Source organism: Paenibacillus auburnensis, from assembly GCF_927798115.1.
GTDB classification, from domain to species: Bacteria; Bacillota; Bacilli; order Paenibacillales; family Paenibacillaceae; genus Paenibacillus_AQ; species Paenibacillus_AQ auburnensis.
Genome location: NZ_CAKMMG010000002.1, coordinates 184145 through 209917 on the forward strand (window position 1 = coordinate 184145; position 25773 = coordinate 209917).

The following is a 25773-nucleotide window of genomic DNA, read 5'->3' on the forward strand; positions in this document are numbered from 1 at the left end:
TAAATTACTATTCTGTTGCAATGCCTTTAGTTACACGCTGTGTCTATACCGTTACCTTGAGCGAACCGGCATGAACATCAGTTCAGAATTCAATCCGTTCCTTTGTTCTTCCGGTAGCCAAGTCCTTGATCTAACGCATAATGAACAGCCAGAACACAGCTGCCAGAATAAAGCGGTAGATTGCAAAATGGGTCGGTCTGATCTTTTGAATCAGCTTCATAAATAGAATGACCACTACATAAGCAACCACAAATGAAATCACAAAGCCGATGGCAAAGTCCATAATAGTATCGCTGGTAAAATATTTGTATGAGTCCAGTAGTTCATATCCGGATGCCGCGCACATAATCGGAATAGCAATCAGAAAGGAGAAATCGGCTGAGGCCTTGTAGCTGACTCCGCTCAGCATACCGCCTGAAATCGTTGAACCGGAACGGGAAAAGCCGGGCCAGAGTACAGATATTATCTGATACAGCCCAATTGCCAGCGCCTGGCCATACGATAAATCATCAAGCTCATGCGCCGTGACCCGCGACTTGTTCCGGTTCCACCATTCCGCGACAATCATTAAAATCCCCCCGGCAACAAGCGCCCATAGCACAGTTGAAGCCCCGAAGAGGCCTTTGATAAAGTCTCGGGCAAAAAAGGCTACAGCCAATGCAGGAACTATTCCGAGGATCACGTGGATCAGATTAAGCCGGGAGGCTGGCATCACACCGCCTCTGCCCCTGCCTCTGCGTCCGATGCCAAGCAAATCAAGAATTCGCTTGCGGTACACTAACGCGATAGCCAGAATCGCGCCGAGCTGAATAACAATTTCATAGGTCTTCATAATGGGTTCCTGCTCATCGAAGCCAAGCAGCTTCGTGGTCAAAATCATGTGGCCTGTGGATGAAACCGGGATAAACTCGGTAATCCCTTCTACGATAGCCAGAATTATTGCTGTAATTGTATCCATAACTTCCTCCTGATCTTAGAAAATTGAAAACCTCTCCAGCTTCTGCTCTAGTCTAAACTTATGTAGTTGAGGCTTTTATATGGATGTGTTCTTCCAGCGGACATTCGCACTTTCTTCGAGGCTTCCCGGGCGCTGCAATTCCATACGCAGCAGATCGCGCAGGAAGTGGGGCACCAGATACACCGGGTCACGCCCGTTCGCAATGCTCTCATACCCTATGCGGAAGGTGAACATGTCCAGGGTTCCAACGTTATATTCCCGGCTGTCCTCCAGCGGCTCCCCGTCGACAAAAACTGCAATACTGTTATCATAAGGCATTACTGCAGGATCGTACAAGATTTTTAATCCGTCGACAGCCAGACTGCCGAGCACCTTCCCCCGGAATCCATACCCGAAGATCGCCTTATTACAGAATTCCTCTGTAAGACTCTGCATGAGTGCGGTCCTGATATCTTTCCCCATCAGCTTAATGATACAGGGATTAATCGGTGACGGACAAAGTGCATGCAGCAGGCCTGCTGTAATATTGCCTGGGGGCAGCGCCCCCAGCAGCTGACCGGTATTGACCAGAGACAGCGGAGTGCCTGTAAACCGTCTCACTGCCTGAGCCAGCAGATTGCCGAAAGGAGATTCTCCCAGCAGATTCAGCGGAAGCTCATGATCAGTGATCGCTACGGTTTCTTCCAGTGCCTCACGCCCGTGAAGCAGATGCAGTGCTGCTGCTGGCGCGATTAAAGTCTCCGTATGCTGCGGGTCCAGCTCAATGCACTCACCGCTGACCAGCTTGAACGCCGCTCCAGGTTCCGTCCGTTCAAACTGCAGCCTTCCTACATAACGGCCGAACTTCCCGGCGCCGCACACAGCCGTCCCGTTAATCAGCAGCGGCTGCTCCAGCAGGTGATGCGTATGTCCGCCGAGAATGGCATGTACGCCTTCCAGCCTCTCTGCCAGCAGCTTATCTGCCGGCAAGCCGAGGTGGGAAAGGATAATGACAAGATCGACCTGCGGGGCGAGCAGGCGGCACTGCTCCCGAAGAGCATCCTCCGGATCGGAGACATCCCAGCCCAGCAGCGAATAGAAGGATGTAAAAGCAGCAGTGGCCCCGGTAATGCCGATCTTCACACCCTTCTTTTCGACAATAGCATGCTGCTTCATCCAGTGCGGAGGCAGCCCTGTTGAGGCGTCCAGGAAATTGCAGCATACCACCGGGCACTGCAGCCCGGAGAATATAGCGGACAGCGTCTCCGGAGAAAAGGTAAGCCCTTCATTATTACCGATGGTCACAGCGTCGTACCCGGTTAAATTGAGTATATCAATGTTCGCCTGGCCCATCGTACCTTCCGTTTCCACCGCAGCCCGGTCCATATGATCCCCGATATCCACGAGAAGTACGGATTCCTCACCGGCTGCAGCTTTCTGGCCGGCAATTTCAGCAGCAATGGAACTCATCGTCTCAAAATGGCTATGTATATCATTTGTGTGAAGTATGGTCAGTTTTTGCGGCACAGACTCCATGAGCTATAGTTCCCTTCCACCTGTAAAGCCGTTCTGACAGAAGCGGCAGGCATGTAATCTTATAAAGCCTAGCATAACATTTTCAGGGGCAATATGGTATATTGTAATCATTATTAGAACCCCGAGGTGATATCAACCATGCAATTAACCATCCGTCTATTCGCCGGCTTGGCCGAAATAATCGGCACTTCTTCCCTGGATTTCCATGCCCATGAAACCCCGCTTACCGCGGGAAAACTCAAGGAGTTGCTTGCAGCCTGCTATCCTGATGCTGCACCGCAAATCAATGTTTCTCTGGTAGCCATCGACCGCGAGTATGCACCAGACGACACTATAATCTCCGCAGAATCCGAGATTGCACTGATTCCTCCTGTTTCCGGAGGTGAACCCGCAGAATCAAGCGGTGAATCAGCAGACGGTCTTTATCTCCTTACGGACCAGCCTTTAAGTGCAGAAATGATGTTGGACAAAGTGCTGGACAGCAACCACGGGGCTTCCCTTATTTTCGTGGGAACAACTCGTGAAATGACCGGAGAAGAGCGGACAACAGCACTTCATTATGAGGCATACATCCCGATGGCGCTCTCCAAACTGGAGGAAATCGGCAGCGATGTACAGGAACGCTGGAATGCAAGATGCGCGATTGCACATCGGATAGGACTTGTAGGACTTAAGGAGGCCAGTGTGATCATTGCAGTATCCGCCCCGCACCGTGACACCTGCTATGAAGCCAGCCGTTATGCAATAGAGAAGCTAAAGGCCACGGTTCCTGTTTGGAAAAAAGATATCAACGAAACCGGTGAAAAATGGTTAGGTTCTGACCCCAAAGCTAAGGATTATAAGCCTGTATAATCATTACTTCATAACCATTGAATAATTCAGACTTTGTTGCTATGCTGGAAAAAAATCACTTAAGTAAGGTAAGGTGGCATAGTCATTGAGAGTACACGTCATGGATCTTAAAGCAGGTGATTTCCTGAGGATGGATACCTTTAGTTCTACAGGGCTGCATGTATTGCCTAAAGGGTCACGTCTTCAATCAGAGGAAATCGCCAAGCTGATACAGCATGGAGTAGATTATGTTGACATCGAGGATGTACGGGAAGCAGAAGCTGCGCCAACAAGCAGGTCCTCTATCATCCAGGCTGTCGCCGCCAATTTTGATAACAGCATCGAAGGTTTCGAATCCGTATATATGGAAGCGTTGACTAAAGGAAGCTTTAACCAGACTGTAGTTGATGACATTCTTCAGCCTACCCTGCTCACGCTGGACAAGCATAAAGATGTAGTATCACTGCTGCTTCTGCTGGACCGTGATGACAATTACACCTATAACCATTCCCTGCAGGTAGGCATGCTATCTTATTATATATCATCATGGCTTGGATATTCCAAGAGGGAGTGCTATGAAATAGGACGTGCCGGATATCTGATCGATATCGGGAAATGTCGCATTAATCCTACTATACTTAATAAGCCCGGCAAGCTCACTCCGGAAGAATATGAAGAAGTGAAATTACATACGATTTACGGTCAAGAAATTATTAACAATTCCATGAATGATCCTTTCACGGCTCTGGTTGCCCTGCAGCATCATGAACGTGAAGATGGTAGCGGATATCCGCATAATCTGACTAAATCCGATATTCATCCGTATGCCCAAATCGCCGCCGTTGCCGACATCTACAGCGCAATGACCTCTCACCGTGTCTATCAATCGAAGCAGGAACTCATCTCTGTCATGAGGGAAATTAATTCCCTTAGCTTCGGCAAGCTGAACGGCAGACCTGTACAAGCTTTTATCCAGCATCTGATGCCCAACTTTATCGGCAAAAAAGTGCTGCTCAGTACCGGTGACATGGGTGTTATTATCATGAACAATCCGCTGGATGTTTTCCGTCCGCTGGTGCAAAGCGAAGGTAAATTCCTCGATCTGTCCCGTGAACGCCAAATTGCCGTGGTTGAGATTTATATGGAATAATATAAGAGGTTCCTTTAAAATAAGTTATCTATAAGCGGCCTTAGTCCTGAATTCACAGGGACTGAGGCCGTTTAGTTTTGCCTGGAATCTTAGAATGCAGCGTTTGAATATCGAAATCTCTGGCGAGGCTGATAAGGTAATCATTCACCATATAAAGGGGGCAGACCGATGCTGCCGGTTCATCAGCGCTTGGCAGAGCTATATACGATAAGCCGCAGACGTCCGCTGTCGGCAGCCGAAATCACTGAGCAGCAGCATTGCCTGCACGCTAATGCGGTTTACTGCTGGGAAATGGGGCGGTTGAACAACGAAGCACTGCTGGCTGCCCAGACAGAGGATACCGAGTGGCAGCAGGTGATCAGTGCGCAGCTGTTTGAAGTGAGAATGAACGGTAAAGCCGGTAAAGGGCATAAATAGCGTACAGCTGAATACCCGCATTGAAAAGCAGCAGCTTATTCCCTGGCTCCAGAGGAAAGGCTGCTGCTTTTGCTGCTACAGGAAGCGGAACTGCGCTTCAATTAAGCCGTTATAAATGCCGTCACGCGCGGTAAGCTCAGCGTGATTACCTTCTTCTTTGATCTCCCCGTGATCCAGCACGACAATTTTATCGGCATGGCGGATGGTTGATAGCCGGTGGGCTACGATGAAGGAGGTACGTCCCTGCAATAGGATTTTGAGCGCCTCCTGAATCTTGATCTCTGTCTCCGTATCGATACTTGCCGTTGCCTCATCCAGGATCAGAATCCGCGGATCAGCCAGCAGCGCCCGGGCAAAGGAGAGCAGCTGGCGCTGTCCCATGGACAGGGCGCTTCCCCGTTCCTCCACCTCGGTCTCGTAGCCGCCGGGCAGCTTCATAATAAAGTCATGCGCATCGACTGCTTTGGCGACCTCTTCGACTTCGGCATCTGTTGCATCCAGCCGGCCAAAGCGGATATTGTCACGGATCGTTCCTGAGAAAATAAATGTATCCTGTAGCACGATACCGATCTGCTCACGTAGACTTTGCAGCGTGACGTCACGGACATCTCTGCCGTCAATCGTAAGACTGCCGCTCTTAATATCGTAGAAGCGCCCGATAAGGTTAATGATTGTACTTTTACCGGAGCCTGTATGTCCGACTAAGGCAATAGACTGGCCGGCCTTAACGTCAAGTGAGATGCCTTTCAGTGCCGCCCGGCCTTTTTCATATTCAAACACTACATTGTTAAAGTTAATGTCGCCCTGAATCTTCGGCAGCGGCTTCGCATCCGGCTTATCCTGAACCGCTGGCTGCTCATCGAGGTACTCAAATATCCGCTCTGAGGAAGCCATTGCTACAAGCAGCTGGTTATACATCTGGCCCAGCCGGTTGATCGGGTCCCAGAAATTGCTCACATACGTACTAAACGCAACCAGGAACCCTACAGTAAGTTCTCCGGACTGAATGAGGTAGGCACCAAACCAGAACAGGATCATCGTACCAAACCCGCCTGTGACCTCTATAATCGGGCCAAACGCCTGGTTCATCGCTGAGGCTTTGTTCCAGGATTTGCGGCTGTCCATATTCATGGCGTCAAAATACTGCATGTTCTCCCGCTCCTGCGTATATGCCTGGGTAACTCTGATCCCTTGAATCGATTCGTTCAGATGGGAGTTGATCCGCGAGTTCTTCATCCGCACATCCTGCCAGGCAATCCGGATCTTCTGCCGAAGCTTGGTGGAAACAATGAACATAACCGGTACCGTAATCATTACAGCCAGCCCCAGCTTCCAGTTAATCAGCAGCAGAATCACCATGATGCCGACAAGCTGGACGCAGTCAATCATCAGATTGACGACTCCGTTCGTAAACAGATCCTGAAGGGAGTTGATGTCATTTGTCACCCGCACCAGCACCGAGCCAGCCGGCCGTTTATCAAAAAAGTTAAACGAGAGCTTCTGGATATGCCGGAAGAGATCCGAGCGTAAATCATAGATCACCCGTTGTCCAATTACATTCGTATACTTAATCCGGTAAACCCCGGCGATCCACTGAATCAGGTACAGCACAATTACGCTTGCCGTCAGTGTATACAGAAGGGTAAGGCTGGGATTTCCGTCCTTCGGAGCGATTGCCTTATCAATGGCCATACTCGTTAGAAAAGGAACCGTCAGCTTCGTCACTGTGCCCAGAATCATCAGTACGGCGACAAGGGGAAGCATCTGCTTCGCATAAGGCTTCATATACCCAAACAGCCGGGTGAACTGTTTCCAGTCAAACGACTTATCGATCTGATCATCATCTTTATACACAAAACGTTCTCCAAGCGTCTGCTCAGCATTCTTATTTCCCTTTGCGGCGGCAGCTATTACCTGTTTGGCTTCAAGCTTTTCAAGCTCCATGCTGGGTTCCCTCCCCTCTTTCGGCGGTTCTGGCCAAATAATCGGCATATTGAATCCGGTAGACATCCTGATAAGGGCCGGGAATTTCGATCAGCTCGGCATGCGTCCCCTTCTGAACCATACGGCCTTGATCCATTACAATAATCTGGTCGGCATGGCGCAGCGAGGAAATCCGGTGGGCAATGATCAGCGTTGTACGCCCGCGCATAACCTCCTGGAAGCCGGCCTGAATCTCATGCTCCGTTTCCATATCAACGGCACTCGTTGCATCGTCCAGGATAAGTATCCGCGGATTCTTAAGCAGTGCTCTGGCGATAGCAATCCGCTGCTTCTGACCTCCTGAGAGCCCCATCCCCCGTTCACCGACAACCGTATCGTACCCGTCCGGCATCTCCATAATGAAATCATGGGCTTTGGCAAGCTCAGCGGCACGGATAATTTCGTCCATGCTCACATTTTTGAGTCCATAGGAAATATTATTACGGATTGACGAGGAGAACAGGAACGTCTCCTGGAACACCGTGGAGATCTGTGAGCGAAGACTGCGCACGTTGTACTCCCGAATGTCTACACCATCCAGCGTTATACTTCCTTCGTTCACATCATAAGCACGCATCATCAGCTGGATAATCGTCGATTTACCGGAGCCGGTTCCCCCGAGAAAACCGATCACCGCACCGGGTTTCGCTTCGAAATGTATATCCTTGACCGCAGGCATCTTGTTGCCATATGCGAAGGTTACATGATCGAATACGACTTCTCCCTTAACCTCCGAGGATTCAAGCGTCCGGGCATTCTTCTTATCCTGCACATCAATGCGCTGGTTAAGCACTTCAAGAACCCGTTCTCCCGAGGCTTTGGATTGCGTATAGTTGTTGATATGGAAGCCAAGCCCCCAGACCGGTCCAATGATATACCAGATCAGGCTGAAGAAGGCTACCAGCTCACCCAGCGACATATGATTGTTGATGACTAGTGTTCCGCCGACCCCGAGCAAAATGGCGATACTGACCGAGGCCAGCAGCTCCATAACCGGGAAAAACTTACTCCACAGCTCTGCGGCAAAAATCTGGTTATCCTTATAACGTTCATTACGGTGCGAGAATTTTTCAACTTCATAAGCCTCTCTGGCAAATGATTTGACGGTCCTTACACCGGTAATATTCTCCTGAACAGCCGTGGTCAAAGAGCTAAGGGCGAGCCGCATCTCCTGAAAGGCCGGGTGAATCTTCGATTCGAATCTGAGTGCTACCGCAGCCAGAAACGGCATAGTGATCAGAGTGACAAGCGTGAGCTGCCAATTGATCGTGAACATCATAATCGAGCCGAACAGTACCATGAAAAATACGTTCAGCAATTGGGCGAATCCGAAGCCGATAAAGTTACGGATCGCTTCCAGATCCCCAGTCAGCCGGGACATCAGGTCACCTGTCTTAGCGGTATCATAATAACGGAAAGACAGGAATTGCAGCTTCTCATAGCAGGCATTACGCAGCCTGTAAGCCAGAAAATTACCAAGCCGGCCTCCAAAAAAACCGTGTGCAAACTGCAGGCAGGCTTTCACGATTACTACTGCGACTACAGTGAGGGCCAATACGGGTACCTCAGTAAACTTTAGGGGAACTATTACATCGTCGATCAACCTTCTTAACAAATTGGGGGTTATAAGCCCCACTGCAGTTGCGGCAGCCAAGCATAGAATCGAAAGAATTAAATAGTGCAGCTTCTCCCGATAAAAGCCCCGCAGTTGCCTGAGAACATCCATATCTCTCCTCCTTAAAGCTTTACGAAGTAAAGCTTGCTCCGTAAGCATAAACTTGGCTTTACGAAGTAAAGCTTGCTTCGTAAGCATAAACTTGTTCCTGCGAAGCGGCGCCTGCTCCGTAAGATACATGTGGCTTGCGATGTAAATCTCACATCGCAAGCCATGTTTTTTAGCGCTTCCAATTTAGGGACTTTAAGCAGTTTATCACCCATGATTTAATGCGGCAAAGGGGAGAAATGGCCGTTTTCCGTCTTTTTTCCGATTAAATCAGGCTTAACCTGGCGCAAAATGACGGCCGTATCTTTAATTGCTCCCATTTCCTCTCAAATCCTGTTCAATTAAGTAAAGACCAGATTCAACCCGGTTTTCCCGATCTGCCGCCCCCAACTTAATGACTATATGTATAATAATTCCATTTACACGAGGCCAACTCAAAATATTCTTATCCGTCACTGTTTGCACCCCGTTATTTCCTCGGCAATATTGGCTTGGATCCGAATGGTTTTGCTTCAGCAACGTCAGTTAACCTCGTGGATACCTCAGGTTTGGCTTAGCTGCCCGTTTATACCCTGGGACCAGGCGGTGGCAAAACCCTGAAAGACACAGAGTCTGGAGTGTAAGCTTCCAGATGGTTATCGAATAACAACAACATAAAAAAACGAGCCTTTTCAGCCCGTTCTTCACCTTACCTATGCTCCACTGAGATTTTAGTGGATGATTTCCCTCTTATTCACCTTCACTCCTGATAAGGATTGATCAAACATATCGAGAATAAAGAGGAACCGTTCAGCCTCACGAAATACGTGATCCGCCAACAAAGGATGAATAATACTTTTGATCCGGCATTCCTCGATTAAATCTCGTGCAGTTTTCTTGAAATCACGCAATGATTTTACAGAGACCCGGTTCTCATCAACAAATTGACTTAGAAGCGGGATGGTTTGAGATTGTGGACGCATATGACTTAAATCAACCGCCTGAAATACCAATGTATCAAAGTCATTACTAAATTCCCTAGCCTGCTCAACCAATTTCCGTTCGGACGGATCCAGCAAATGACCAATGAATTTTGCGTGATCGGCCATGATCTTTAAGAAAAAAACATTTTCATCGATTATAGCGTCAGGCAATGGCTCGAGTTTTCCTGCATTGAGCTCCTCTAGGCGGTTTCTAAAATAATTAGCTTCCCGGCTTACATGATCTACCAGCAAAGGAAAGTTTGTCTGCCCCGGAAGTTTACATTGCAGTATGAGACCCAGTACCATTCTTTTAAACGCCCAGATATTAGTCGCGGCTACCCGAACTTCTGTATTAAAAGCTTGAATTGTAAAAGGGTCTGCATCGCTTTGAAATTCATGTGCTCTTCGCTCAATATCCTCAAAAATAGCATAGAACTGGTTTGCCTCTTTTTTTAATTGAGTATCCTCCGCCCTGAACCCTAACCCAAGAAAAAGCGAATGCTCCTTCATGATCCTGGACCAAAACCGTATTTCATCTAACGACCGGGTAACAAATGCATCCAAGCATATCCCTCCCTTGTAGAAAAACCATCTACTTTTAGGCATATGGGAGTTCATTGTCGATTAGAACAGCGAATGGTTTACATTTATAAGCGAAAATAAGGCCGGGCAAAGGATCAGCTCATTCAAAAAAATACGTATCCGAATGCCTTGGACTCATGAGTCTCAAGACACTAACGGATACGTATTTGAAGGTGGCTCAAGAAATTTTAACCGATACTGCCTTCCATCTCGAACTTGATGAGACGGTTCATTTCCACCGCATATTCCATCGGCAGCTCTTTGGTGAACGGTTCGATGAAGCCCATAACGATCATTTGGGTGGCTTCAGCTTCTGTAAGGCCGCGGCTCATCAGGTAGAAGAGCTGTTCCTCGGAAACCTTCGATACCGTTGCCTCATGCTCCAGGACAATGTTGTCGTTCATAATTTCGTTGTACGGAATGGTATCCGAAGTAGACTGGTTATCCAGAATGAGCGTATCGCACTTAATGTTCGATTTCGCACCTTCCGCCTGACGGCCGAAGGAGGCCAGACCGCGGTAAGTTACCTTGCCGCCGTGTTTACTGATCGATTTGGATACGATGGTTGAGGTTGTGTCCGGTGCCAGGTGAATCATCTTGGCGCCTGCATCCTGGTGCTGGCCTTTGCCTGCAACCGCGATCGACAAGACCGAACCTTTGGCTCCGCGGCCTTTCAGGACAACCGCAGGATACTTCATGGTCAGCTTGGAGCCGATGTTGCCGTCCACCCATTCCATGGTGGCATTCTCTTCGGCTACAGCGCGTTTGGTTACCAGGTTGTAGATGTTCGGAGCCCAGTTCTGAATGGTCGTATAACGAACACGTGCGTTCTTCATACACAGAATTTCAACAACTGCGCTGTGCAGGGAGTTCGTGCTGTAGATTGGAGCTGTACAGCCCTCTACATAATGCACGAAGCTATCTTCGTCTGCAAGGATCAGCGTACGCTCGAACTGTCCCATGTTCTCGGAGTTGATGCGGAAGTAGGCCTGCAGAGGCACTTCACACTTCACGCCTTTTGGAACATAGATGAAGCTTCCGCCTGACCATACGGCACTGTTCAGTGCGGCAAATTTATTATCGGCCGGAGGAATAATCGTTCCGAAGAATTTCTTGAACAGCTCAGGATGCTCACGCAGTGCAGTGTCGGTATCCGTGAAGATTACCCCTTGATCCTCAAGGTTCTTCTGCATGCTGTGATATACAACCTCTGATTCATACTGGGCAGAGACACCCGCGAGGAACTTCTGCTCCGCTTCGGGAATTCCCAGCTTATCGAAGGTTTCCTTGATTTCGGAAGGAACTTCCTCCCAGGTCTTCCCTTGCTTCTCGGAAGGTCTTACATAGTACTGGATGTCTTCGAAATCGAGATCATTCAAGTCGCCGCCCCACTGAGGCATCGGCATCTTGCGGAACTGCTCCAGAGATTTCAGACGAAAATTCAGCATCCACTCCGGCTCATTTTTGATTGCGGAAATTTCCCGTACAATTTCTTCCGTGAGTCCTTTACCAGACTGAAATATCGACTTGTGCTCATCACGGAATCCGTACTGGTATTCCTCCATATCAGGCGCTTTCTTAGCCATGGTATCAGCCTCCTTATTTCTAATGGTGTTGGTGATCTTCTTCTTCGACTTCTATGCCTTTGCGAAGCGCGTTCCATGCCAGGGTGGCACATTTGATCCGCGCCGGAAATTTATTAACACCGGAAAGGGCTTCTATATCTTCATAATCTCCGAAATCTGCTTCTTCACCCTTCATCAGAGAAGAGAACCGGTCGGCAAGCTCAAGCGCATGGCCGATCGTCTGTCCTTTGACTGCTTCGGTCATCATGGAAGCGGACGACATGCTGATGGAACAGCCTTCACCGCTATAACGGGCATCCTTGACGATACCGTCCTCCACTTTGAGCTGCAGCGTAATACGGTCGCCGCAGGTAGGGTTATTCAGTTCGATTTTTAGTGCGTCATCCTCAAATGAACCGCGGTTCCGGGGATTTTTATAATGATCCATAATTACGCGTCTATACAAGTCATCCAAGTTCATAGGCGAAATACTCCTTTGCCTTGATTAAAGCTTGAACCAGTGCATCTACATCCTGTTCGGTATTGTAGAGGTAAAAGCTGGCCCGGGCGGTTGAGCTGACCTGAAGCCAGCGCATCAGCGGCTGGCAGCAGTGGTGTCCGGCACGGACAGCGATGCCTTCGGCATCAAGTACCGTAGCCACATCATGCGGATGAACATCACCCAGGTTAAATGTCACTACACCCACTTGACGGTTCCGGGGACCATAGATTGTCAGATCACTGATCTCCGATAGCCGCTGCTCGGCATATGCCGCGAGCTGCATTTCATGACGGTGAATGTTATCCAGTCCGATGTCCTGCAGGAAATCAATGGCTGCCCCTAGACCGACAGCCCCGGCAATAATCGGTGTGCCGCCTTCAAACTTCCAGGGAAGTTCTTTCCAGGTAGATTCATACAGGCCTACATCATCGATCATTTCCCCGCCAAACTCCACCGGCTCCATCGCTTCAAGCAAAGCTTTTTTACCGTACAAAGCACCAATACCGGTAGGAGCCAGCATCTTATGGCCGGAGAAAGCATAGAAGTCACAATCCAGCTCCTGCACATCGACCTTCATATGCGGAGTGCTCTGTGCCCCGTCAACAACGATTACCGCGCCATGGCGGTGGGCAATCGCAGCAAGCTCTTTTACCGGATTAGTAACTCCCATTACATTGGATACATAAGCGATCGCCACAATCTTGGTCTTATCCGTGATTGTGTTCTCGGCATCTTCCAGCGTAACGGTTCCGTCCTTCTGCAGCGGAATAAATTTCAGGGTTGCCCCTGTTCTCTTAGCCAGCTGCTGCCATGGAATAAAGTTGCTGTGATGCTCCATCTGGGTGATGACGATTTCGTCGCCTTCACCCACTGCGGCAGGGCCGTAGGAGGAAGCTACAATATTCAGCGCCGTAGTCGTCCCGCGGGTGAAGATAATCTCTTTGGTACTGCGGGCATGAATGAACTTTGCCACCTTCTCGCGTGCACCTTCGTAAGCATCTGTCGCCCGGCTGCCTAGTGTATGAACACCGCGATGGACATTGGCATTATCCCATTCATAATAGGATTTCACCGCCTCGATAACCTGGAGCGGCTTCTGTGAAGTAGCTGCACTGTCCAGATAAACGAGCGGATGTCCGTTGATATTCTGATTCAGGATGGGAAATTGTTCCCGGATATTGCTGCTGATCATTGGCCTAACTTCCTTTCCACAAGAGATTGGAGCTGATTGCGCAGTCCCTCCAGTGGAATTTGCGACACTACAGGTGCCAGGAAGCCGTATATGATCAGTGTTTCTGCGTCATGCCGTGAAATTCCGCGGGACATCAGGTAATACACCTGCTCGTAATTGACCTGTCCTACGGAAGCGGCATGGCCTGCTGTTACATCGTCTTCGTCTATAAGCAGGATCGGATTGGCGTCCCCGCGGGCTTTCGGGCTCAGCATTAGTACTTTTTCCGTCTGCTGTCCATCGGCTCTCGTTGCGCCTTTCTCAATCTTCGTAATTCCGTTGATGATCGAACTGGCGGCATCCCGCATGACTGCACGGGTGATCATGTCACTTGGCGTGTTTTTGCCAAAATGCTGGGCTTGCGTTGTGTAGTTCAGTTTCTGGGAGCCCGAACCGACAGCAATCACTTTGGCATCAGAGCTTGACCCGTTGCCTTTAAGCACTGACTTGGTATCACTTGCGGTATCGCCATAGTTCATCTCGCCGACAATCCATTCAATGGTGCCGTCATTCTCTACAACCGCACGGCGGTAAGTTACATCCGTTGTGTCTACGCCCAGCTGATGCACTGTAGCGTAACGGACTTTTGCGCCTGCACCCACGAAAACTTCAACGGCTCCATTGTGCAGACCTGCTTCAGCTTTGTCCGACACATAGTTGTCTACATAAGTTACGGAACTGTTAGTGTCGGCAACTACGAGAATATGCGGAACAAAAGCGGCTTCTGCATCATCAGTAAGCAATACAGCCTGCAGCGGAGTCTCAATTACAACATTCTTAGGAACATAGAGGAAGACTCCTCCGTTCCAGAGTGCCGCATGCAGCGCCGCAATCGAATGCTCATTAGGCAATACAGCCTTATGCAGATAACGCTGCACAAGCTCGCCATGTTCTTTGACCGCTGTCTGCAAATCGGTAAAAATCACACCCTGTGCTGCAAGCTCAGGTGCCAGACGGGTATAGATAACACCTGAATTCTGCTGAATAATCAGGCTGCCTTCTTCCTGGTCCTTGATCAGGGCCGTAATGGAAGCAGGAGCTTCGCTAAGCTGAGCCAGCGGCTTACTTGCTTTGTAGCCCCCGTAATTGTTCACATTCCAGCGGTCAATCCGTGTCTTCTCCAGCTTCGGCAATTCCAGCTCAGCTGCCAGCTCCAGCGCCTGCAGGCGGCTGTCCTTCAGCCAGCCCGGCTCGCCGCTGCTCTGCGATAATTCGCTAAGCCGCTGGGCATCCACCGGAAGAATGGTTTGCGTCGTCATAAGTGGTTTCCTCCTTCCTGGCGTCTTATTTATGCTTCCTGTCCTACAGTTTCATCTTCAATGCCAAGCTCTTCCTTAACCCATTCGTAACCTTCGGCTTCCAGACGTTCAGCCAATTCAGGTCCGCCGGACTTCACAATACGTCCCTGCATCATGACATGTACGAAATCGGGTTTGATATAATTCAACAGGCGCTGATAGTGGGTAATAACCAGGAAGCCGCGTTCCGGGCTTCTCATGGAGTTCACGCCTTCAGCAACGATTTTGAGCGCATCGATATCAAGGCCGGAGTCAATTTCGTCAAGAATGACGATTTTTGGATCCAGCATCATCATTTGAAGAATTTCATTACGTTTCTTCTCACCGCCGGAGAAACCTTCATTCAGATAGCGGTGCAGGAATTCCGGATTCATTTCCAGTTCTTTCATTTTTGCTTCCATCTGACGGATGAAGCGGATCAGGGAAATTTCACTGCCCTCTTCACGGCGGGAATTAATTGCACTGCGCAGGAAGTCAGAGTTAGTGACTCCGGAGATTTCGCTTGGATACTGCATTGCCAGGAACAGACCGGCACGCGCACGTTCATCCACCGCCATCTCCAGCAGGTCTTCTCCTTCAAGGACAGCTGTACCAGCTGTAACTTCATACTTCGGATGACCCATCAATGCCGAAGCCAGGGTACTTTTACCGGTACCATTCGGTCCCATGATGGCATGGATTTCTCCACCCTTCATCTGAAGATTGATCCCTTTCAGAATCTCTTTCCCTTCAATCGTCGCTTTCAGTCCCTCAATGACAAAATCTGCTGCCATAATTAATATTCCCTCCACTCATCAATTTGCGAAATCAGAAAGTTGTATTGTCACAGGATTTCCCTGATCGCCAGCACAATTAGATTTTATATCACATTATAATAATTATAAACAGAATCCGATTGATTATCAATGATTCTCACTAATTTTATTACAAAGCATTTCTTTTTACAATTGTTGCTTTTCAATTTTCAAACCCTTCATCCATCTTTTAACACTTATTAATTAGGAAGTTATTCCTGCAAAGCGGATATGATTGCTGCTCTTCTGCTGGCAAATGCATCATCACTTAGGACTGGCCGCCATTGCCGCATACCGGGAGCATTCGTAAGCTCAATCCAGGACCTGCAACCTGAATATTCCGGAAGCACTTGAATCGTAACCGGTGTATCCGGGACGTATACGCGAAGCAGCAGGACATGCAGCGGCTCCTTGGCTTTCCAGCGCAGCCTTTCAGCAGCCAGACCTTCACTCCAGATATGGAAAGGATACAGCCGCTTCAGCTGTTCCAGATCATGGACTTCCAAATCTGCTGCAGCTTCAGCATATGCGCGTAATGGAACGGTTTCGGTGCTTGCCGCTTCATCGGCCAACGTCTGGTCAACCAGATGGCGAAACTGCTCCTTGAGCAGTTCCGTACGCTGATGCTCATAGGTGGGAAAAAGATAGAACGAAGGGCTTTTCAGCTCAAAACGCCTTGTTTCTTCTTCAATGCCCCCCTTGCGCAGGAGCATGATTTGCTGTCCTTCGGTTAAAGCTTGTACGGCAGAAGCCCACTCCTTCAGAGCTACAGGGTTAATATTCAACGGCGACCTCTCCTTTCAATCCTCAGGATGACAAACAGAAAGTTTATTAAGAATTATATAACTTGCAGCAGCTGTCTACAAATTGCATGAATTACATATGTACACGAAACTTATATTCAATTGTGCCCCGTAGCAGCAAAAAAATAAAGCCTCCACACGGGAGGCTCTATTCCATTTGTCCTTAAGAGTTACTTTACGCTTCTCAGCCCAGGAAAGAACGCAGCATCCATTGATTTTTTTCAAGATCGGTACGGATCTTGATGAACAAATCGGCGGTCGGCTGGTCGCTGATCTGTTCGGCAAGCTCAATGCCCTCCGTCAATTCCTCAGCTACCGTCGCAAAATCCTCAATCAGGGTCTGTACCATGCCCCGGGTATCTTCCTTGCCGGTTGCTTCCTGAATTGTAGCGATTTCCAGATATTCTTTCATGGTCGCTGCCGGGCTGCCCTTGATGCTGAGCAGGCGTTCAGCCACCTCGTCCATTTTGAGGGTAACATCATCATACAGCTCTTCAAATTTCACGTGCAGGGAGAAAAATTGCTCTCCTTTTACATACCAGTGATAATTATGAATTTTGACGTACAGTATGTTCAAGTTCGCTACTTGACGGTTAAGTACTTGTTCCAGTGAAGCCGTATTGACTTTGTTAGATGCTTTAGCCATTAGTGATCCCATCCTTATCCATAATTTTTGCCGGCAAGCATGTCCATCTTCCGGCTGCAGTTGTCTATATTCATTTTACCCTTCCGGATGAAGGACGAAACAAAGACAAGCTGTCCTTCCTCAGCAGGCTACGGCACAGCTGCAGTCTTCACCTACTCGTAGGATGACCATGTATCGCGGCCTTATGCTCTTTTTTTGCACCCGGCTGAACATAAGGGGCCCTGGCGGCCCCTCATGACTTTTACAGCTCTTTGAGTGTTACTCAGAGCATGAGAAGCAGTGCTTCCGCACCAGTCATTCCTGGCACAATACCCAGATTCTCTGCTTCTATAGTAACGGATTCCAGCGGAGCGGCAAGCAATTGCGCTAAGGTGCGCACGCCTACTGCCCTTGCTGCAATGATCTTCCGGTCGCTTAGTGTTTCATTAAGCAGGCCCACGTCGAGTGCTCCGCACATAATATATCCCCGGCTTGTGCTGACAGTAAGCAGGGTTGTTTTAGGCAGCTTAACCTCGACACCCACCAGAGTATGACCGCCTACCTGAACAGGCTCTATCGTAACCAATTTGCAGCTCCTCCTTTTTTCATATGCACGTTGTATGTGTATGCGTCTATCCCTATATGCGTGTGGACGTATAAGCCTATCCGCTTACAAATACCGGAGCCTTTAGTCCTTATTTCAAGCAATCAGGTATATGATTATTGCCTGTTTAGTGGTATAGTTTATTTGATTTACCAATCGATTTAACGACAAAGCTGGGGGATATATGGACAAGAAACTACAAAACACGGACGGTAATTATTTATTTAACGTCGACATCTTGATTAATGCCCGTACCAACCCGCTTGCACTGCAATTTTTACTGGAAGTGTTGAATAATAGCGACAAAGTTACAGATTTCAACATTAACTCGGGTCTTGAGCTGGGGAGAACGATAGATACACTTCTCCGTTCGGCAAAAATGGCCCTTAAACAAGAGTCTGCACAGCCAATCCCCATTAAATTGCCAGTAAAACCGGCGAACGAGCAAACTGATAAGCGCAACGCTTCCAAGGCGGCACCTGAAATTCCAGCCGATGCCTTTGCAAAAATCCGGCAATATATTAAGAACAACCAGTTGGTCCGTCTCCGGACGAACAGTCCAGGCAAGCAGATGTCTATGCCCTGCCGGATTCTGAATTTTGATGATGCTGCCTACACGATAAGCGTCTATCATGTGGATGAGAAGCAAGTCTATACCTTCAACCTTAATGAAATCGATGAATTTGTGTAAGGGCCTTCTTCTCAGCAATGCAAACAAGCACCTCCCGGGAATCATTCAGCGGGCAGGTGCTTGTTTTTTAATTATGATACCAGAATCAGCTTTTACGGGAAAAGGCTTCCCAGGCCAAACAAATCCAGCCGGCGATAAAGCATACACCACCCAAAGGGGTAATGGCTCCCAGGATACTGATGCCAGTGATACTAAGTACATACAGGCTACCGGAGAACAGTATTATGCCTGCAATCAGCAGCCGGCCTGCCCAGCGCAGGCGGGTACTTTCACCCCATTGTCCTACAACCAGGGCGATCAGGATCAGGCCTAATGCATGTACCATGTGATAATGAACTCCGGTCTCATACACCTGCAAATGGTCCTCACTGATCACTGTCTTCAGCATATGCGCCCCGAAGGCGCCGATCCCCACTGACAGCATCGCCAGCAATGCCCCCCAAGCCATAAATCTTCGTTGCATCGCAGTTACAACTCCTTATCCTTAATCTCTCCTTATCTTAACGTATCAGCAGCGTTGAATTCCAGCTCAGACCCTTTCATAATTTTCATCATTACTCTTGCATTTACTGCTGTCTTGTGAAAAAGTGAAAGGAGTATCATTCAACCCTATTCACGAGGAGTGCAATACATGGATTATAATCCACCACCAAGATCAGAGCTGCCGGAAGGTCCGGCGGACCCATCTTTATCCGGACATGGAGCGCCGGCGAATATTGAACCGGAATATGTATTTCAGGAAAACAAGCGTGATTTCAAGCATTCGGGACCCGGTATCGCCTCTTTTGTCATCGCTTTGGTTACACTGGTCGGCTATGCGGTTTCCTTCGTATTCGTAGGCATGCAAGCCTCTGACATTCTTAGCAACAGCAATGATGTGATCGCTGATTCTTCCGAAACCATTATGTTCCTAGGGCTGACCGTACTGATTCTTGCGGCCGTTAATGTAATTGGTGCTGTCATCGGCATTATCGGGCTTACGCTCCGCCGGCGCAGGAAAGTATTTGCTATTATCGGCACGATAATTAATGGAGCGATCCTTCTGCTGTTCATGCTGTTGATCGCTACCATACTGGTCAATGCCGGCGCGTAAGATTTCTGATGCTTTTTGGATTTTATAGTAAAACAGGCCGTTCCCGGAATGCTAGGGACGGCCTGTTTGCTGCTAAATTAGCGATTGACGATCGAATCCAGCGATGCATAGACATGCGGACCGAAGCCTTCAGAGGCTTCCCGCTGGGGGATATTCAGCTTGATGATGTAGCCCTGCCCGTCAATCTCCTTAACAATATATTGGCGGGTGAGGCCGGAGCCCATTGCAGTCAGGTATAGTCTTAGTCCGGACATCCGCTGATCCCGCTCCTCTTGGCTGAGTGCGGTGACTTCTCCCGTAGCCGAAAGCTCTTCACGGCCCTCTTCAGCCAGAGCATCCAGATTAAAATCGGCAGGCAGCTTAGTAATTTCAGCATAGTATTCGGGGTCTACCTTCATCGCCAGCTTATTACTGGATTTGTCGAAGGTGAATATATCAAATACGTACAGTGAATACCCTTCACCTTCAGCAAGGCTTGCCGTTTTCTCTTCCTCCATCCCTTCAAGCGTAAGCTTGATCACTTTGGTTTCGGGCAAGGCTCCAGCTTGAGCATCTTCTCCGGAGTCAGATGCTTTAATCAGCTTGGAAAGTACGCGCTGTACAACAGAAGGGTCACCTTCCACTGCTTTTTCCACATATTCAATAATGACAGGGTCATTCATCTCGAGCTCTGCAGGCGCATTCTCAGTGCCCAGCCCCAGCTCAAAAGCAATAGGGCCTTCTTCGGTCTCTATTTCTACAGAATGATTATCAATCTGACCGACATAAGTGCCGGTGCTCTGAATCGTCTGTGCTTCTGCAGTAGCGGCCGGGCTGGTTGACGGTGCAATAGTACTCTCCGCCACAGGCGGAGAAGCGGTAGCCGTGGGTTCTCCGGGTGCTTCAACAGGACTTTTGCCTCCGCATGCCGTTATCGCCAGCATTAGTACAGCCACAGCCGCGACTGCCGGTAAGGAACGTTGTGATCTCATGTTGACGGCCTCCTCAGATTTGCAGGATATCGTAATCTCTACCCTTATTAACGTTTAACCCGTTGTCAGGGTTGCATAAACTTAGGCCCTCTTCACCTAACACGTCCGCAGAACCTGCTTACCGCTGTTAATCTGCACTGTAAGCAGCTACACCGTTGACAACCGTCATCCGCACCTTTGCCCGCAGCAGCTCCTCGGCATCCGTCATGATCGCCCGGTCTAGCACCGTAAAGTCCGCATGATAGCCGGGTGTTATCCGGCCCCGTTCCCGTTCTTCTCCGGCAGCAGCAGCACTGCCTTCCGTGAACAGCTTGAGCGCCTGCCCAATACTCAGCTGCTCTTCCGGCATATAGCCCGCATTCCGCTCTCCCGGCTTACGGCGCGTCACTGCGGCATGCATGCCCAAAAACGGGCTCAGCGGCTCGATCGGTGCATCACTCCCCCCGGCGCAGACAATTCCGGCCTGCAGGAGCTTCGCCCAGGCATATAGATATTCTGTTCTGGCCGGGCCTACCCGGTCCAACACCCAAGGGAAGTCGCTAGCCACAAAACGCGGCTGGATATCGGCGATCAGCCGCAGGCTACGCATCTGCTCCACCAGACTGCGATTCAGCACCTGCGCGTGAATGAACCGGTCCGGAAGGGCCGCATCCAGCGGCAGACGGACATGCTCCATCGCCGCAAGTGTCATCCGCGCTGCGGCGTCCCCAATGGCATGCACAGCTACGGGATAGGAGAGCCTGCGGGCCGATTTGACGATTTCATTCAGACCCTCCTGAGTATGGATTGCGATGCCGGAGGTCTCAGGTGCATCGCTGTAAGGTTGCTCCAGCAGGGCAGTCCGTCCGCCGATGGCTCCGTCGGCGAACAGCTTAACTGCTCCGAGCCGCAGCCATTTGTCACCACTGCCGGCAGCAAGCCCCAGCTTTTCTACCTCCTGCAGGAAGGGGTAGTACAGCAGCTGATGTGTGCGGAAGAACAGGCCTTCTTCCCTCAGCTCACGGTGGATCCGCAGCATGGTTTCCACGCTGCCCAACAGCCGCAAATCCTCGGTATGCACAGCGGTCAAGCCCAGAGAGAGCGCATCATGAATTCCTCTGCGGACTGCCTTCTTCAAGGCGGCATAATCCGGAGCCGGCTGCACTGCATTGAACGGCTGAACGGCATCCTCGTAAATCCAACCGTTCAGCTTCCCTTCACTGTCACGGCCATAAGCTCCTGAGGCAAAGTCCGGAGTTGAGGCTGTGACTCCGGCCCGCCGGAAGGCCTCACTATTGCCGAGAAAGGCGTGGAAGCAGGTCCGGGTCAGGAACACCGGATGCCGGTTTGTTACCTCATCGAGTTCGGATATATGCGGGGCTGCAGCGGGCTGGAACTCATTCTCGTTCCAGTTCAGGCCGAGAATCCATTCGCCCGGAGGCGTAATCTCCGCCCGCTTCGCGATGGCCTGCAGCATCTCTTCTTTAGATGTCATGCCGGTAAAGTCCAGCATATCCAGTTTCATGCCGTGCATCCCCAAATGCACATGGGCATCAACCAGACCGGGCAGAACATGCCCCCCGTCCCAATCGGTTACCGCATGTTCCCGCCCGGATAGCTGCAAGGACAGCTCCCGGCTTTTTCCTATGGCCGTAATGATGCCATGCTCCACAAGTACAGCATCATCTTCGGGGCGTCCGATGGCTGACAGATTTCCATTTTTGAACAAGGTTAACGTCATATTACTGCTCCTTTATATTGAAGTGTCCTTAATGGTTGATATGAATGCTGCCTACATAGCTAATATATCATAAGACAGATGGTACTCGTCCTTAGCTGGTGACAGTGCGTTTTTAAGTTAAAGAGAGTTCGTTCACATATCCCCCATCCCCATGAATATACTTTAGTTACAACACATCCTTCAGTTCCAAGCTTATACCGTGCCGATTTATATTCCATGGGAGGTGGTCATCCTGCCAGAGTCACCCGGTCCATATGCATTTGTCGTGTCAAAAGAAGACTGGTCCCTTCACCGCAAAGGCCATCAGGATCAGGAGCGTCATCAGCAGAAGGTCAGGGAAGCCATTAAGGATAATCTGCCCGACCTTGTTACCGAAGAGAACATTATTATGTCAGACGGCAGACAAATCGTAAAAGTGCCCATCCGCAGTTTGGACGAATACCGGATCATCTATAATTTCCGCAAGCAGAAGCATGTCGGGCAAGGGGACGGAGACAGTCAGGTCGGTGATGTGCTCGGCCGCGATTCGCAGTCCGCACAGCCAGGCAAAGGGGATAAAGCCGGTGATCAGCCCGGACAGGATACAATCGAAGCGGAAGTCAATCTGGAAGATCTCGAGGACATTCTGTTTCAGGATCTGGAGCTGCCGCATCTGTCACCGAAGGATAAGGAAGAGATTGAGGTTAAATCGATCGTCTTCAACGATATCCGCAAGAAGGGCATGATGTCGAACATCGACAAGAAACGCACACTGCTGGAGAACCTGCGGCGCAATGCCAGTAACGGTAAGCCCGGCATTCACAGCATCAGCCCCGACGATTTGCGTTATAAAACGTGGGATGATATTACGGTTCCACATTCGAATGCAGTGATTATTGCGATGATGGATACGTCAGGCAGTATGGGGACTTTTGAAAAATACTGCGCCCGCAGCTTCTTCTTCTGGATGACCCGTTTCCTGCGCCGCCAGTACGAGAAGGTCGAAATTGTCTTTCTGGCCCATCATACGGAAGCCAAGGAAGTCAGCGAGCATGATTTCTTCACCCGCGGCGAAAGCGGCGGTACCATCTGCTCCTCTGCCTATCAGAAGGCGCTTGAGATTATCGACAGCCGTTACCCGCCGGCCAAATACAACATCTATCCGTTCCATTTCTCTGATGGCGATAACCTCACCTCGGATAATGAACGCTGCGTCAAGCTGATCGGAGAGCTGCTGAAGCGGAGCAACATGTTCGGCTACGGTGAAGTGAACCAGTACAACCGCAGCAGCACACTGATGTCCGCCTACCGCCATCTGAAGCAGGAGCAGTTCATGCATTACGTTATCAAGGACAAAAAGGAAGTCTACCAGGCGCTTAAGAGCTTTTTCGGCAAAAGAGAAGCAGTGAAATAATAGTTGCTGCTGCCTGGTGCACTACTCATAGCAAGACTAAGACCCCCTATCCCTTAAACCGGATAGGGGTCTTAGTCTATAGCAAATATTCAGCCCGTTTACTTCACAGCCTCAGTATCCAATATGATATCGTTATCGATATCTCTGTACCAGTTGCCGTCTGCAGCTTTCACCATAGAATCCAGAGCGAAGAATCTTAGCTTAAACAGAGGCAAGTCAGCCATGTCAACCATAGTGAATACAGTATAGACCGTGGCTCTATCAGGTTCATAGGCGACTATAATTGTTGATTCTCCATCATATTTCAATTCGCCTCTATCATAGGTGAATTTCAGATACTCACGCATTGATTCCAGGCCGGGATCGTCGGTGAACATCTGCCCGGCAGGGTTTTGCAGCGCCAGCAGGGCATCAATGTTCTCTTCATTTCTCGCTTTATAATCTGCAGCAAGCAGGGAAATGATCGCCGTTTTGTCGGCATCAGGCACACTGATTTCTTTTTGAGCCAGCGAAATATAATCCAGATATTCTGTATCCATAGTTATATTGTGAATAGTCCAGCTTTTATCCGCTTGATGCTCCATCTCGATGCTTGAATGCTCGATCCGGTCCAACAGCTCGCCGCCGCTTTTATGGATTAGAATATCTGCCGAGAATGTTGTATACGTACCCCAGGATTCCAGGTTGAGACTTTGGATTGTCGCCAGACCGCCGGAGGTTTGATAATGGGCTTCAAGCAGTGCCCGGATCTTTTTTAGATCTGACTTTTTGGGCTTGCCCTGCAGATCCTCATAGATCCGCAACGTTTTTTGTTTCTGGTCATAGTCGGCATTGATATACGAGGTACTTTGAAATATGGATGCAAGAACCATGATATCCGCACCGGAGCCGATGAACACCGGAGTCCCAGTAACGCTGAAGGAAATATTATTTACATAAGCCGTTTTAGCTTTCAGATCGAATCGGAACGAAGCGTCCTCCGAGCTTGCGGTAATGACCTTTTTGACAGCGTCATATTTAAAGCTGAAGCCCAGGGCCTGCACGGCGCTCCGGAATTCAACATACAGCTTACCTCCCTGAATGACAGGAGCTGTCCGCGGGTGGATTTCCTTGTCCTGCACGTATACCCGGATCGTCTTCGCGGCAGCAGCCTTCGCAGATGCCCCTGCCGGATTCCAGGCCATGATTGCGATTAAGCTGACTAGCATAAGTATTGTAATACTTTTCACATTCAATTTGATACTCAAAATTCAATTCCCCCCAGTAAATAATGATTTTTCCTTAATCTATATTTCGACAAGTTCCATACATTTCCTTAGGCGGTCTTTGTTACGTGAGCCCATTGACATTTATATCGGTTAACGATATAGTTTTTATATCGACAGACGATATACCGCCAAACGATATAAATAGAAAGTGGTGAAACGGGTTGCCGGAAAACAAGGATTACGGAGCGTTGACCGAAGGGGTCTACTACATTTTGTTGTCCCTGTTCACCCCGATGCACGGCTATGGGATTATGCAGAACGTCAAGCTGCTTAGCAATCAGCGCGTCGACCTTGGTGCAGGGACACTTTACGGTGCACTAGGCACACTGGTAGAGCGTGGCTGGATTGAACCTCTTCAAGGCATTCAGGATTCCCGCAAGAAAGAATACAAAATTACGCAAGAAGGCATCCTCGCCGTGCAGAGTGAATTGACGAGGCTGGATGAACTGCTGTCCAACGGAAGAAAGCTACTGGGAGGCGAATCGGAATGAGTCATACGGTACGCAAATTATTTATTGATTTTGAGAAGGAAGAACAATGGCTTAATGACATGGCGGCTAAGGGACTCGCGCTTACCGAATATTCATGGGCCCGTTATGTATTCGAAGAAAGCGGCAAAGGTGAATACATTTATCGGATCGAGCTGCTTGAGGATGGGATAAAAGGGGCTAAATCTGTGGAATACCTGCAGTTTATGGAGGAAGCCGGAGTCGAACGTGTGATAATGAACAAAGGACCTGCTGCTCACAATAAGTGGGTAATTTTTAGAAGAAAAGCATCAGAAGGTCCCTTTACGATCTATTCGGATACGGACTCCAAAATAAAGCATTATAGACGTATCCACCGCCTGTGGATGTCCGTCGCTCTGATGGAATTTATCATCGGCTTCATGAATGTAGGGCTGGTGGCTCTGGACTACATCGGTATTGTCTCCAATATTAATCTTGTCATGGGTCTTCTGCTTATCATTCTGGGTGCGGCCTTCCTTCTCTTCAGTGTGCCTGTGCACCAAAAAATCAAAAAATTGCAGAGCGACAAGCTAATCCGGGAGTAAGCTTCCGGATTAGCCGCAGCTCATACATTGTTGCCTAGAA

The 25773-nt window shown here is 49.3% G+C and carries 25 protein-coding genes; 8 read left to right on the forward strand and 17 right to left on the reverse strand.

The genetic code is table 11. The features are described 5' to 3' along the window. Nucleotides 1-130 precede the first annotated feature (130 nt). Nucleotides 131-958: an undecaprenyl-diphosphate phosphatase gene (locus L6H70_RS12770; protein ID WP_236333589.1), complete on the reverse strand. Its 828-nt coding sequence runs from the start codon at nucleotides 956-958 to the stop codon at nucleotides 131-133. Nucleotides 959-1033: 75 nt separating this feature from the next. Further along, complete coding sequence (locus tag L6H70_RS12775; RefSeq protein ID WP_236333591.1) at nucleotides 1034-2473, reverse strand: bifunctional metallophosphatase/5'-nucleotidase; 1440 nt, start codon at nucleotides 2471-2473, stop codon at nucleotides 1034-1036. Nucleotides 2474-2611: 138 nt separating this feature from the next. On the opposite strand from L6H70_RS12775, the gene L6H70_RS12780 reads away from it, so the two are divergent. The 3 genes from L6H70_RS12780 to L6H70_RS12790 all read left to right on the forward strand — a co-directional run bounded on the left by L6H70_RS12780 (nucleotide 2612) and on the right by L6H70_RS12790 (nucleotide 4871). After that, on the forward strand, nucleotides 2612-3325 hold the full coding sequence (locus L6H70_RS12780) for a molybdenum cofactor biosynthesis protein (RefSeq protein ID WP_236333593.1): 714 nt from the start codon (nucleotides 2612-2614) through the stop codon (nucleotides 3323-3325). Nucleotides 3326-3410: 85 nt separating this feature from the next. Further along, nucleotides 3411-4454 carry an HD-GYP domain-containing protein gene (locus L6H70_RS12785; protein ID WP_236333595.1) on the forward strand — a complete coding sequence of 348 codons (1044 nt, stop codon included), beginning with the start codon at nucleotides 3411-3413 and terminating at the stop codon, nucleotides 4452-4454. 168 nt (nucleotides 4455-4622) lie between these two features. Then, complete coding sequence (locus L6H70_RS12790) at nucleotides 4623-4871, forward strand: DUF7667 family protein (protein ID WP_236333597.1); 249 nt, start codon at nucleotides 4623-4625, stop codon at nucleotides 4869-4871. A 75-nt stretch (nucleotides 4872-4946) separates the two neighbouring features. Here the strand turns inward: L6H70_RS12790 and L6H70_RS12795 are convergent, their stop codons facing one another. The 11 genes from L6H70_RS12795 to L6H70_RS12845 all read right to left on the reverse strand — a co-directional run bounded on the left by L6H70_RS12795 (nucleotide 4947) and on the right by L6H70_RS12845 (nucleotide 17525). Beyond that, the gene (locus tag L6H70_RS12795) at nucleotides 4947-6815 is read right to left on the reverse strand and encodes an ABC transporter ATP-binding protein (protein WP_236333599.1); all 1869 of its coding nucleotides are present in this window, start codon (nucleotides 6813-6815) and stop codon (nucleotides 4947-4949) included. Continuing rightward, nucleotides 6805-8580 carry an ABC transporter ATP-binding protein gene (locus L6H70_RS12800; protein ID WP_236333601.1) on the reverse strand — a complete coding sequence of 592 codons (1776 nt, stop codon included), beginning with the start codon at nucleotides 8578-8580 and terminating at the stop codon, nucleotides 6805-6807. The genes L6H70_RS12795 and L6H70_RS12800 overlap by 11 nt, the downstream gene beginning before the upstream one ends. Before the next feature lie 707 nt (nucleotides 8581-9287). Then, nucleotides 9288-10103, reverse strand: a complete 816-nt coding sequence (locus L6H70_RS12805; RefSeq protein WP_236333603.1) for a DUF2935 domain-containing protein — start codon at nucleotides 10101-10103, stop codon at nucleotides 9288-9290. A gap of 206 nt (nucleotides 10104-10309) precedes the next feature. Next, nucleotides 10310-11707, reverse strand: coding sequence for a Fe-S cluster assembly protein SufB (sufB, locus tag L6H70_RS12810; RefSeq protein WP_236333605.1), 1398 nt, complete (start codon nucleotides 11705-11707; stop codon nucleotides 10310-10312). Nucleotides 11708-11726: 19 nt separating this feature from the next. Beyond that, nucleotides 11727-12167, reverse strand: a complete 441-nt coding sequence (sufU, locus tag L6H70_RS12815; protein WP_236333606.1) for a Fe-S cluster assembly sulfur transfer protein SufU — start codon at nucleotides 12165-12167, stop codon at nucleotides 11727-11729. Next, nucleotides 12154-13380 (reverse strand): cysteine desulfurase, encoded by a 1227-nt coding sequence (locus L6H70_RS12820; RefSeq protein WP_236333608.1) that lies wholly within the window; start codon nucleotides 13378-13380, stop codon nucleotides 12154-12156. Before L6H70_RS12820 ends, sufU begins: the two co-directional genes overlap by 14 nt. Continuing rightward, nucleotides 13377-14678: a Fe-S cluster assembly protein SufD gene (sufD, locus tag L6H70_RS12825; RefSeq protein WP_236333610.1), complete on the reverse strand. Its 1302-nt coding sequence runs from the start codon at nucleotides 14676-14678 to the stop codon at nucleotides 13377-13379. Before sufD ends, L6H70_RS12820 begins: the two co-directional genes overlap by 4 nt. 29 nt (nucleotides 14679-14707) lie before the next feature. Beyond that, nucleotides 14708-15490 carry a Fe-S cluster assembly ATPase SufC gene (sufC, locus tag L6H70_RS12830; RefSeq protein WP_054939760.1) on the reverse strand — a complete coding sequence of 261 codons (783 nt, stop codon included), beginning with the start codon at nucleotides 15488-15490 and terminating at the stop codon, nucleotides 14708-14710. A 233-nt stretch (nucleotides 15491-15723) separates the two neighbouring features. After that, nucleotides 15724-16296 (reverse strand): DUF1802 family protein, encoded by a 573-nt coding sequence (locus L6H70_RS12835; protein WP_236333612.1) that lies wholly within the window; start codon nucleotides 16294-16296, stop codon nucleotides 15724-15726. A gap of 202 nt (nucleotides 16297-16498) precedes the next feature. After that, nucleotides 16499-16960, reverse strand: coding sequence for a Dps family protein (locus L6H70_RS12840; RefSeq protein ID WP_054939758.1), 462 nt, complete (start codon nucleotides 16958-16960; stop codon nucleotides 16499-16501). A 262-nt stretch (nucleotides 16961-17222) separates the two neighbouring features. Further along, nucleotides 17223-17525, reverse strand: coding sequence for a YunC family protein (locus L6H70_RS12845; protein ID WP_236333614.1), 303 nt, complete (start codon nucleotides 17523-17525; stop codon nucleotides 17223-17225). A 202-nt stretch (nucleotides 17526-17727) separates the two neighbouring features. Between L6H70_RS12845 and L6H70_RS12850 the strand changes: the two genes are divergently transcribed. Beyond that, the gene (locus L6H70_RS12850) at nucleotides 17728-18234 is read left to right on the forward strand and encodes a hypothetical protein (RefSeq protein WP_236333616.1); all 507 of its coding nucleotides are present in this window, start codon (nucleotides 17728-17730) and stop codon (nucleotides 18232-18234) included. An 85-nt stretch (nucleotides 18235-18319) separates the two neighbouring features. Here the strand turns inward: L6H70_RS12850 and L6H70_RS12855 are convergent, their stop codons facing one another. After that, entirely contained in the window at nucleotides 18320-18697 is a 378-nt protein-coding gene (locus L6H70_RS12855; protein ID WP_236333618.1) for a DUF423 domain-containing protein, read from the reverse strand. A 168-nt stretch (nucleotides 18698-18865) separates the two neighbouring features. Here L6H70_RS12855 and L6H70_RS12860 point away from each other — a divergent pair, with 168 nt between their 5' ends. Then, nucleotides 18866-19327 (forward strand): hypothetical protein, encoded by a 462-nt coding sequence (locus tag L6H70_RS12860; protein ID WP_236333620.1) that lies wholly within the window; start codon nucleotides 18866-18868, stop codon nucleotides 19325-19327. Between the two features lie 77 nt (nucleotides 19328-19404). On the opposite strand, the gene L6H70_RS12865 is transcribed toward L6H70_RS12860, so the two are convergent. Next, nucleotides 19405-20298 (reverse strand): hypothetical protein, encoded by an 894-nt coding sequence (locus L6H70_RS12865; protein WP_236333622.1) that lies wholly within the window; start codon nucleotides 20296-20298, stop codon nucleotides 19405-19407. A 127-nt stretch (nucleotides 20299-20425) separates the two neighbouring features. Beyond that, on the reverse strand, nucleotides 20426-22018 hold the full coding sequence (locus tag L6H70_RS12870; protein ID WP_236333624.1) for an amidohydrolase: 1593 nt from the start codon (nucleotides 22016-22018) through the stop codon (nucleotides 20426-20428). Between the two features lie 232 nt (nucleotides 22019-22250). On the opposite strand from L6H70_RS12870, the gene yhbH reads away from it, so the two are divergent. Next, entirely contained in the window at nucleotides 22251-23411 is a 1161-nt protein-coding gene (gene yhbH / locus L6H70_RS12875) for a sporulation protein YhbH (protein WP_236334034.1), read from the forward strand. 98 nt (nucleotides 23412-23509) lie between these two features. Here the strand turns inward: yhbH and L6H70_RS12880 are convergent, their stop codons facing one another. After that, a complete protein-coding gene (locus L6H70_RS12880; RefSeq protein WP_236333626.1) occupies nucleotides 23510-24658 on the reverse strand; it encodes a stalk domain-containing protein in 1149 nt (382 codons plus the stop codon). Nucleotides 24659-24840: 182 nt separating this feature from the next. Between L6H70_RS12880 and L6H70_RS12885 the strand changes: the two genes are divergently transcribed. Then, nucleotides 24841-25170 (forward strand): PadR family transcriptional regulator, encoded by a 330-nt coding sequence (locus L6H70_RS12885; protein ID WP_236333628.1) that lies wholly within the window; start codon nucleotides 24841-24843, stop codon nucleotides 25168-25170. Further along, on the forward strand, nucleotides 25167-25733 hold the full coding sequence (locus tag L6H70_RS12890) for a DUF2812 domain-containing protein (protein WP_236333630.1): 567 nt from the start codon (nucleotides 25167-25169) through the stop codon (nucleotides 25731-25733). The genes L6H70_RS12885 and L6H70_RS12890 overlap by 4 nt, the downstream gene beginning before the upstream one ends. The last annotated feature ends 40 nt before the right edge of the window (nucleotides 25734-25773 follow it).

Bases quoted from the DNA above. Each gene is read 5' to 3' on its own strand.
- L6H70_RS12770 (WP_236333589.1), bottom strand. From the start codon at position 958: ATGGATACAATTACAGCAATAATTCTGGCTATCGTAGAAGGGATTACC.
- L6H70_RS12775 (WP_236333591.1), bottom strand. From the start codon at position 2,473: ATGGAGTCTGTGCCGCAAAAACTGACCATACTTCACACAAATGATATA.
- L6H70_RS12780 (WP_236333593.1), top strand. From the start codon at position 2,612: ATGCAATTAACCATCCGTCTATTCGCCGGCTTGGCCGAAATAATCGGC.
- L6H70_RS12790 (WP_236333597.1), top strand. From the start codon at position 4,623: ATGCTGCCGGTTCATCAGCGCTTGGCAGAGCTATATACGATAAGCCGC.
- L6H70_RS12795 (WP_236333599.1), bottom strand. From the start codon at position 6,815: ATGGAGCTTGAAAAGCTTGAAGCCAAACAGGTAATAGCTGCCGCCGCA.
- L6H70_RS12800 (WP_236333601.1), bottom strand. From the start codon at position 8,580: ATGGATGTTCTCAGGCAACTGCGGGGCTTTTATCGGGAGAAGCTGCAC.
- sufB (WP_236333605.1), bottom strand. From the start codon at position 11,707: ATGGCTAAGAAAGCGCCTGATATGGAGGAATACCAGTACGGATTCCGT.
- sufU (WP_236333606.1), bottom strand. From the start codon at position 12,167: ATGAACTTGGATGACTTGTATAGACGCGTAATTATGGATCATTATAAA.
- L6H70_RS12820 (WP_236333608.1), bottom strand. From the start codon at position 13,380: ATGATCAGCAGCAATATCCGGGAACAATTTCCCATCCTGAATCAGAAT.
- sufD (WP_236333610.1), bottom strand. From the start codon at position 14,678: ATGACGACGCAAACCATTCTTCCGGTGGATGCCCAGCGGCTTAGCGAA.
- sufC (WP_054939760.1), bottom strand. From the start codon at position 15,490: ATGGCAGCAGATTTTGTCATTGAGGGACTGAAAGCGACGATTGAAGGG.
- L6H70_RS12840 (WP_054939758.1), bottom strand. From the start codon at position 16,960: ATGGCTAAAGCATCTAACAAAGTCAATACGGCTTCACTGGAACAAGTA.
- L6H70_RS12850 (WP_236333616.1), top strand. From the start codon at position 17,728: ATGGACAAGAAACTACAAAACACGGACGGTAATTATTTATTTAACGTC.
- L6H70_RS12855 (WP_236333618.1), bottom strand. From the start codon at position 18,697: ATGCAACGAAGATTTATGGCTTGGGGGGCATTGCTGGCGATGCTGTCA.
- L6H70_RS12860 (WP_236333620.1), top strand. From the start codon at position 18,866: ATGGATTATAATCCACCACCAAGATCAGAGCTGCCGGAAGGTCCGGCG.
- L6H70_RS12865 (WP_236333622.1), bottom strand. From the start codon at position 20,298: ATGAGATCACAACGTTCCTTACCGGCAGTCGCGGCTGTGGCTGTACTA.
- L6H70_RS12870 (WP_236333624.1), bottom strand. From the start codon at position 22,018: ATGACGTTAACCTTGTTCAAAAATGGAAATCTGTCAGCCATCGGACGC.
- L6H70_RS12890 (WP_236333630.1), top strand. From the start codon at position 25,167: ATGAGTCATACGGTACGCAAATTATTTATTGATTTTGAGAAGGAAGAA.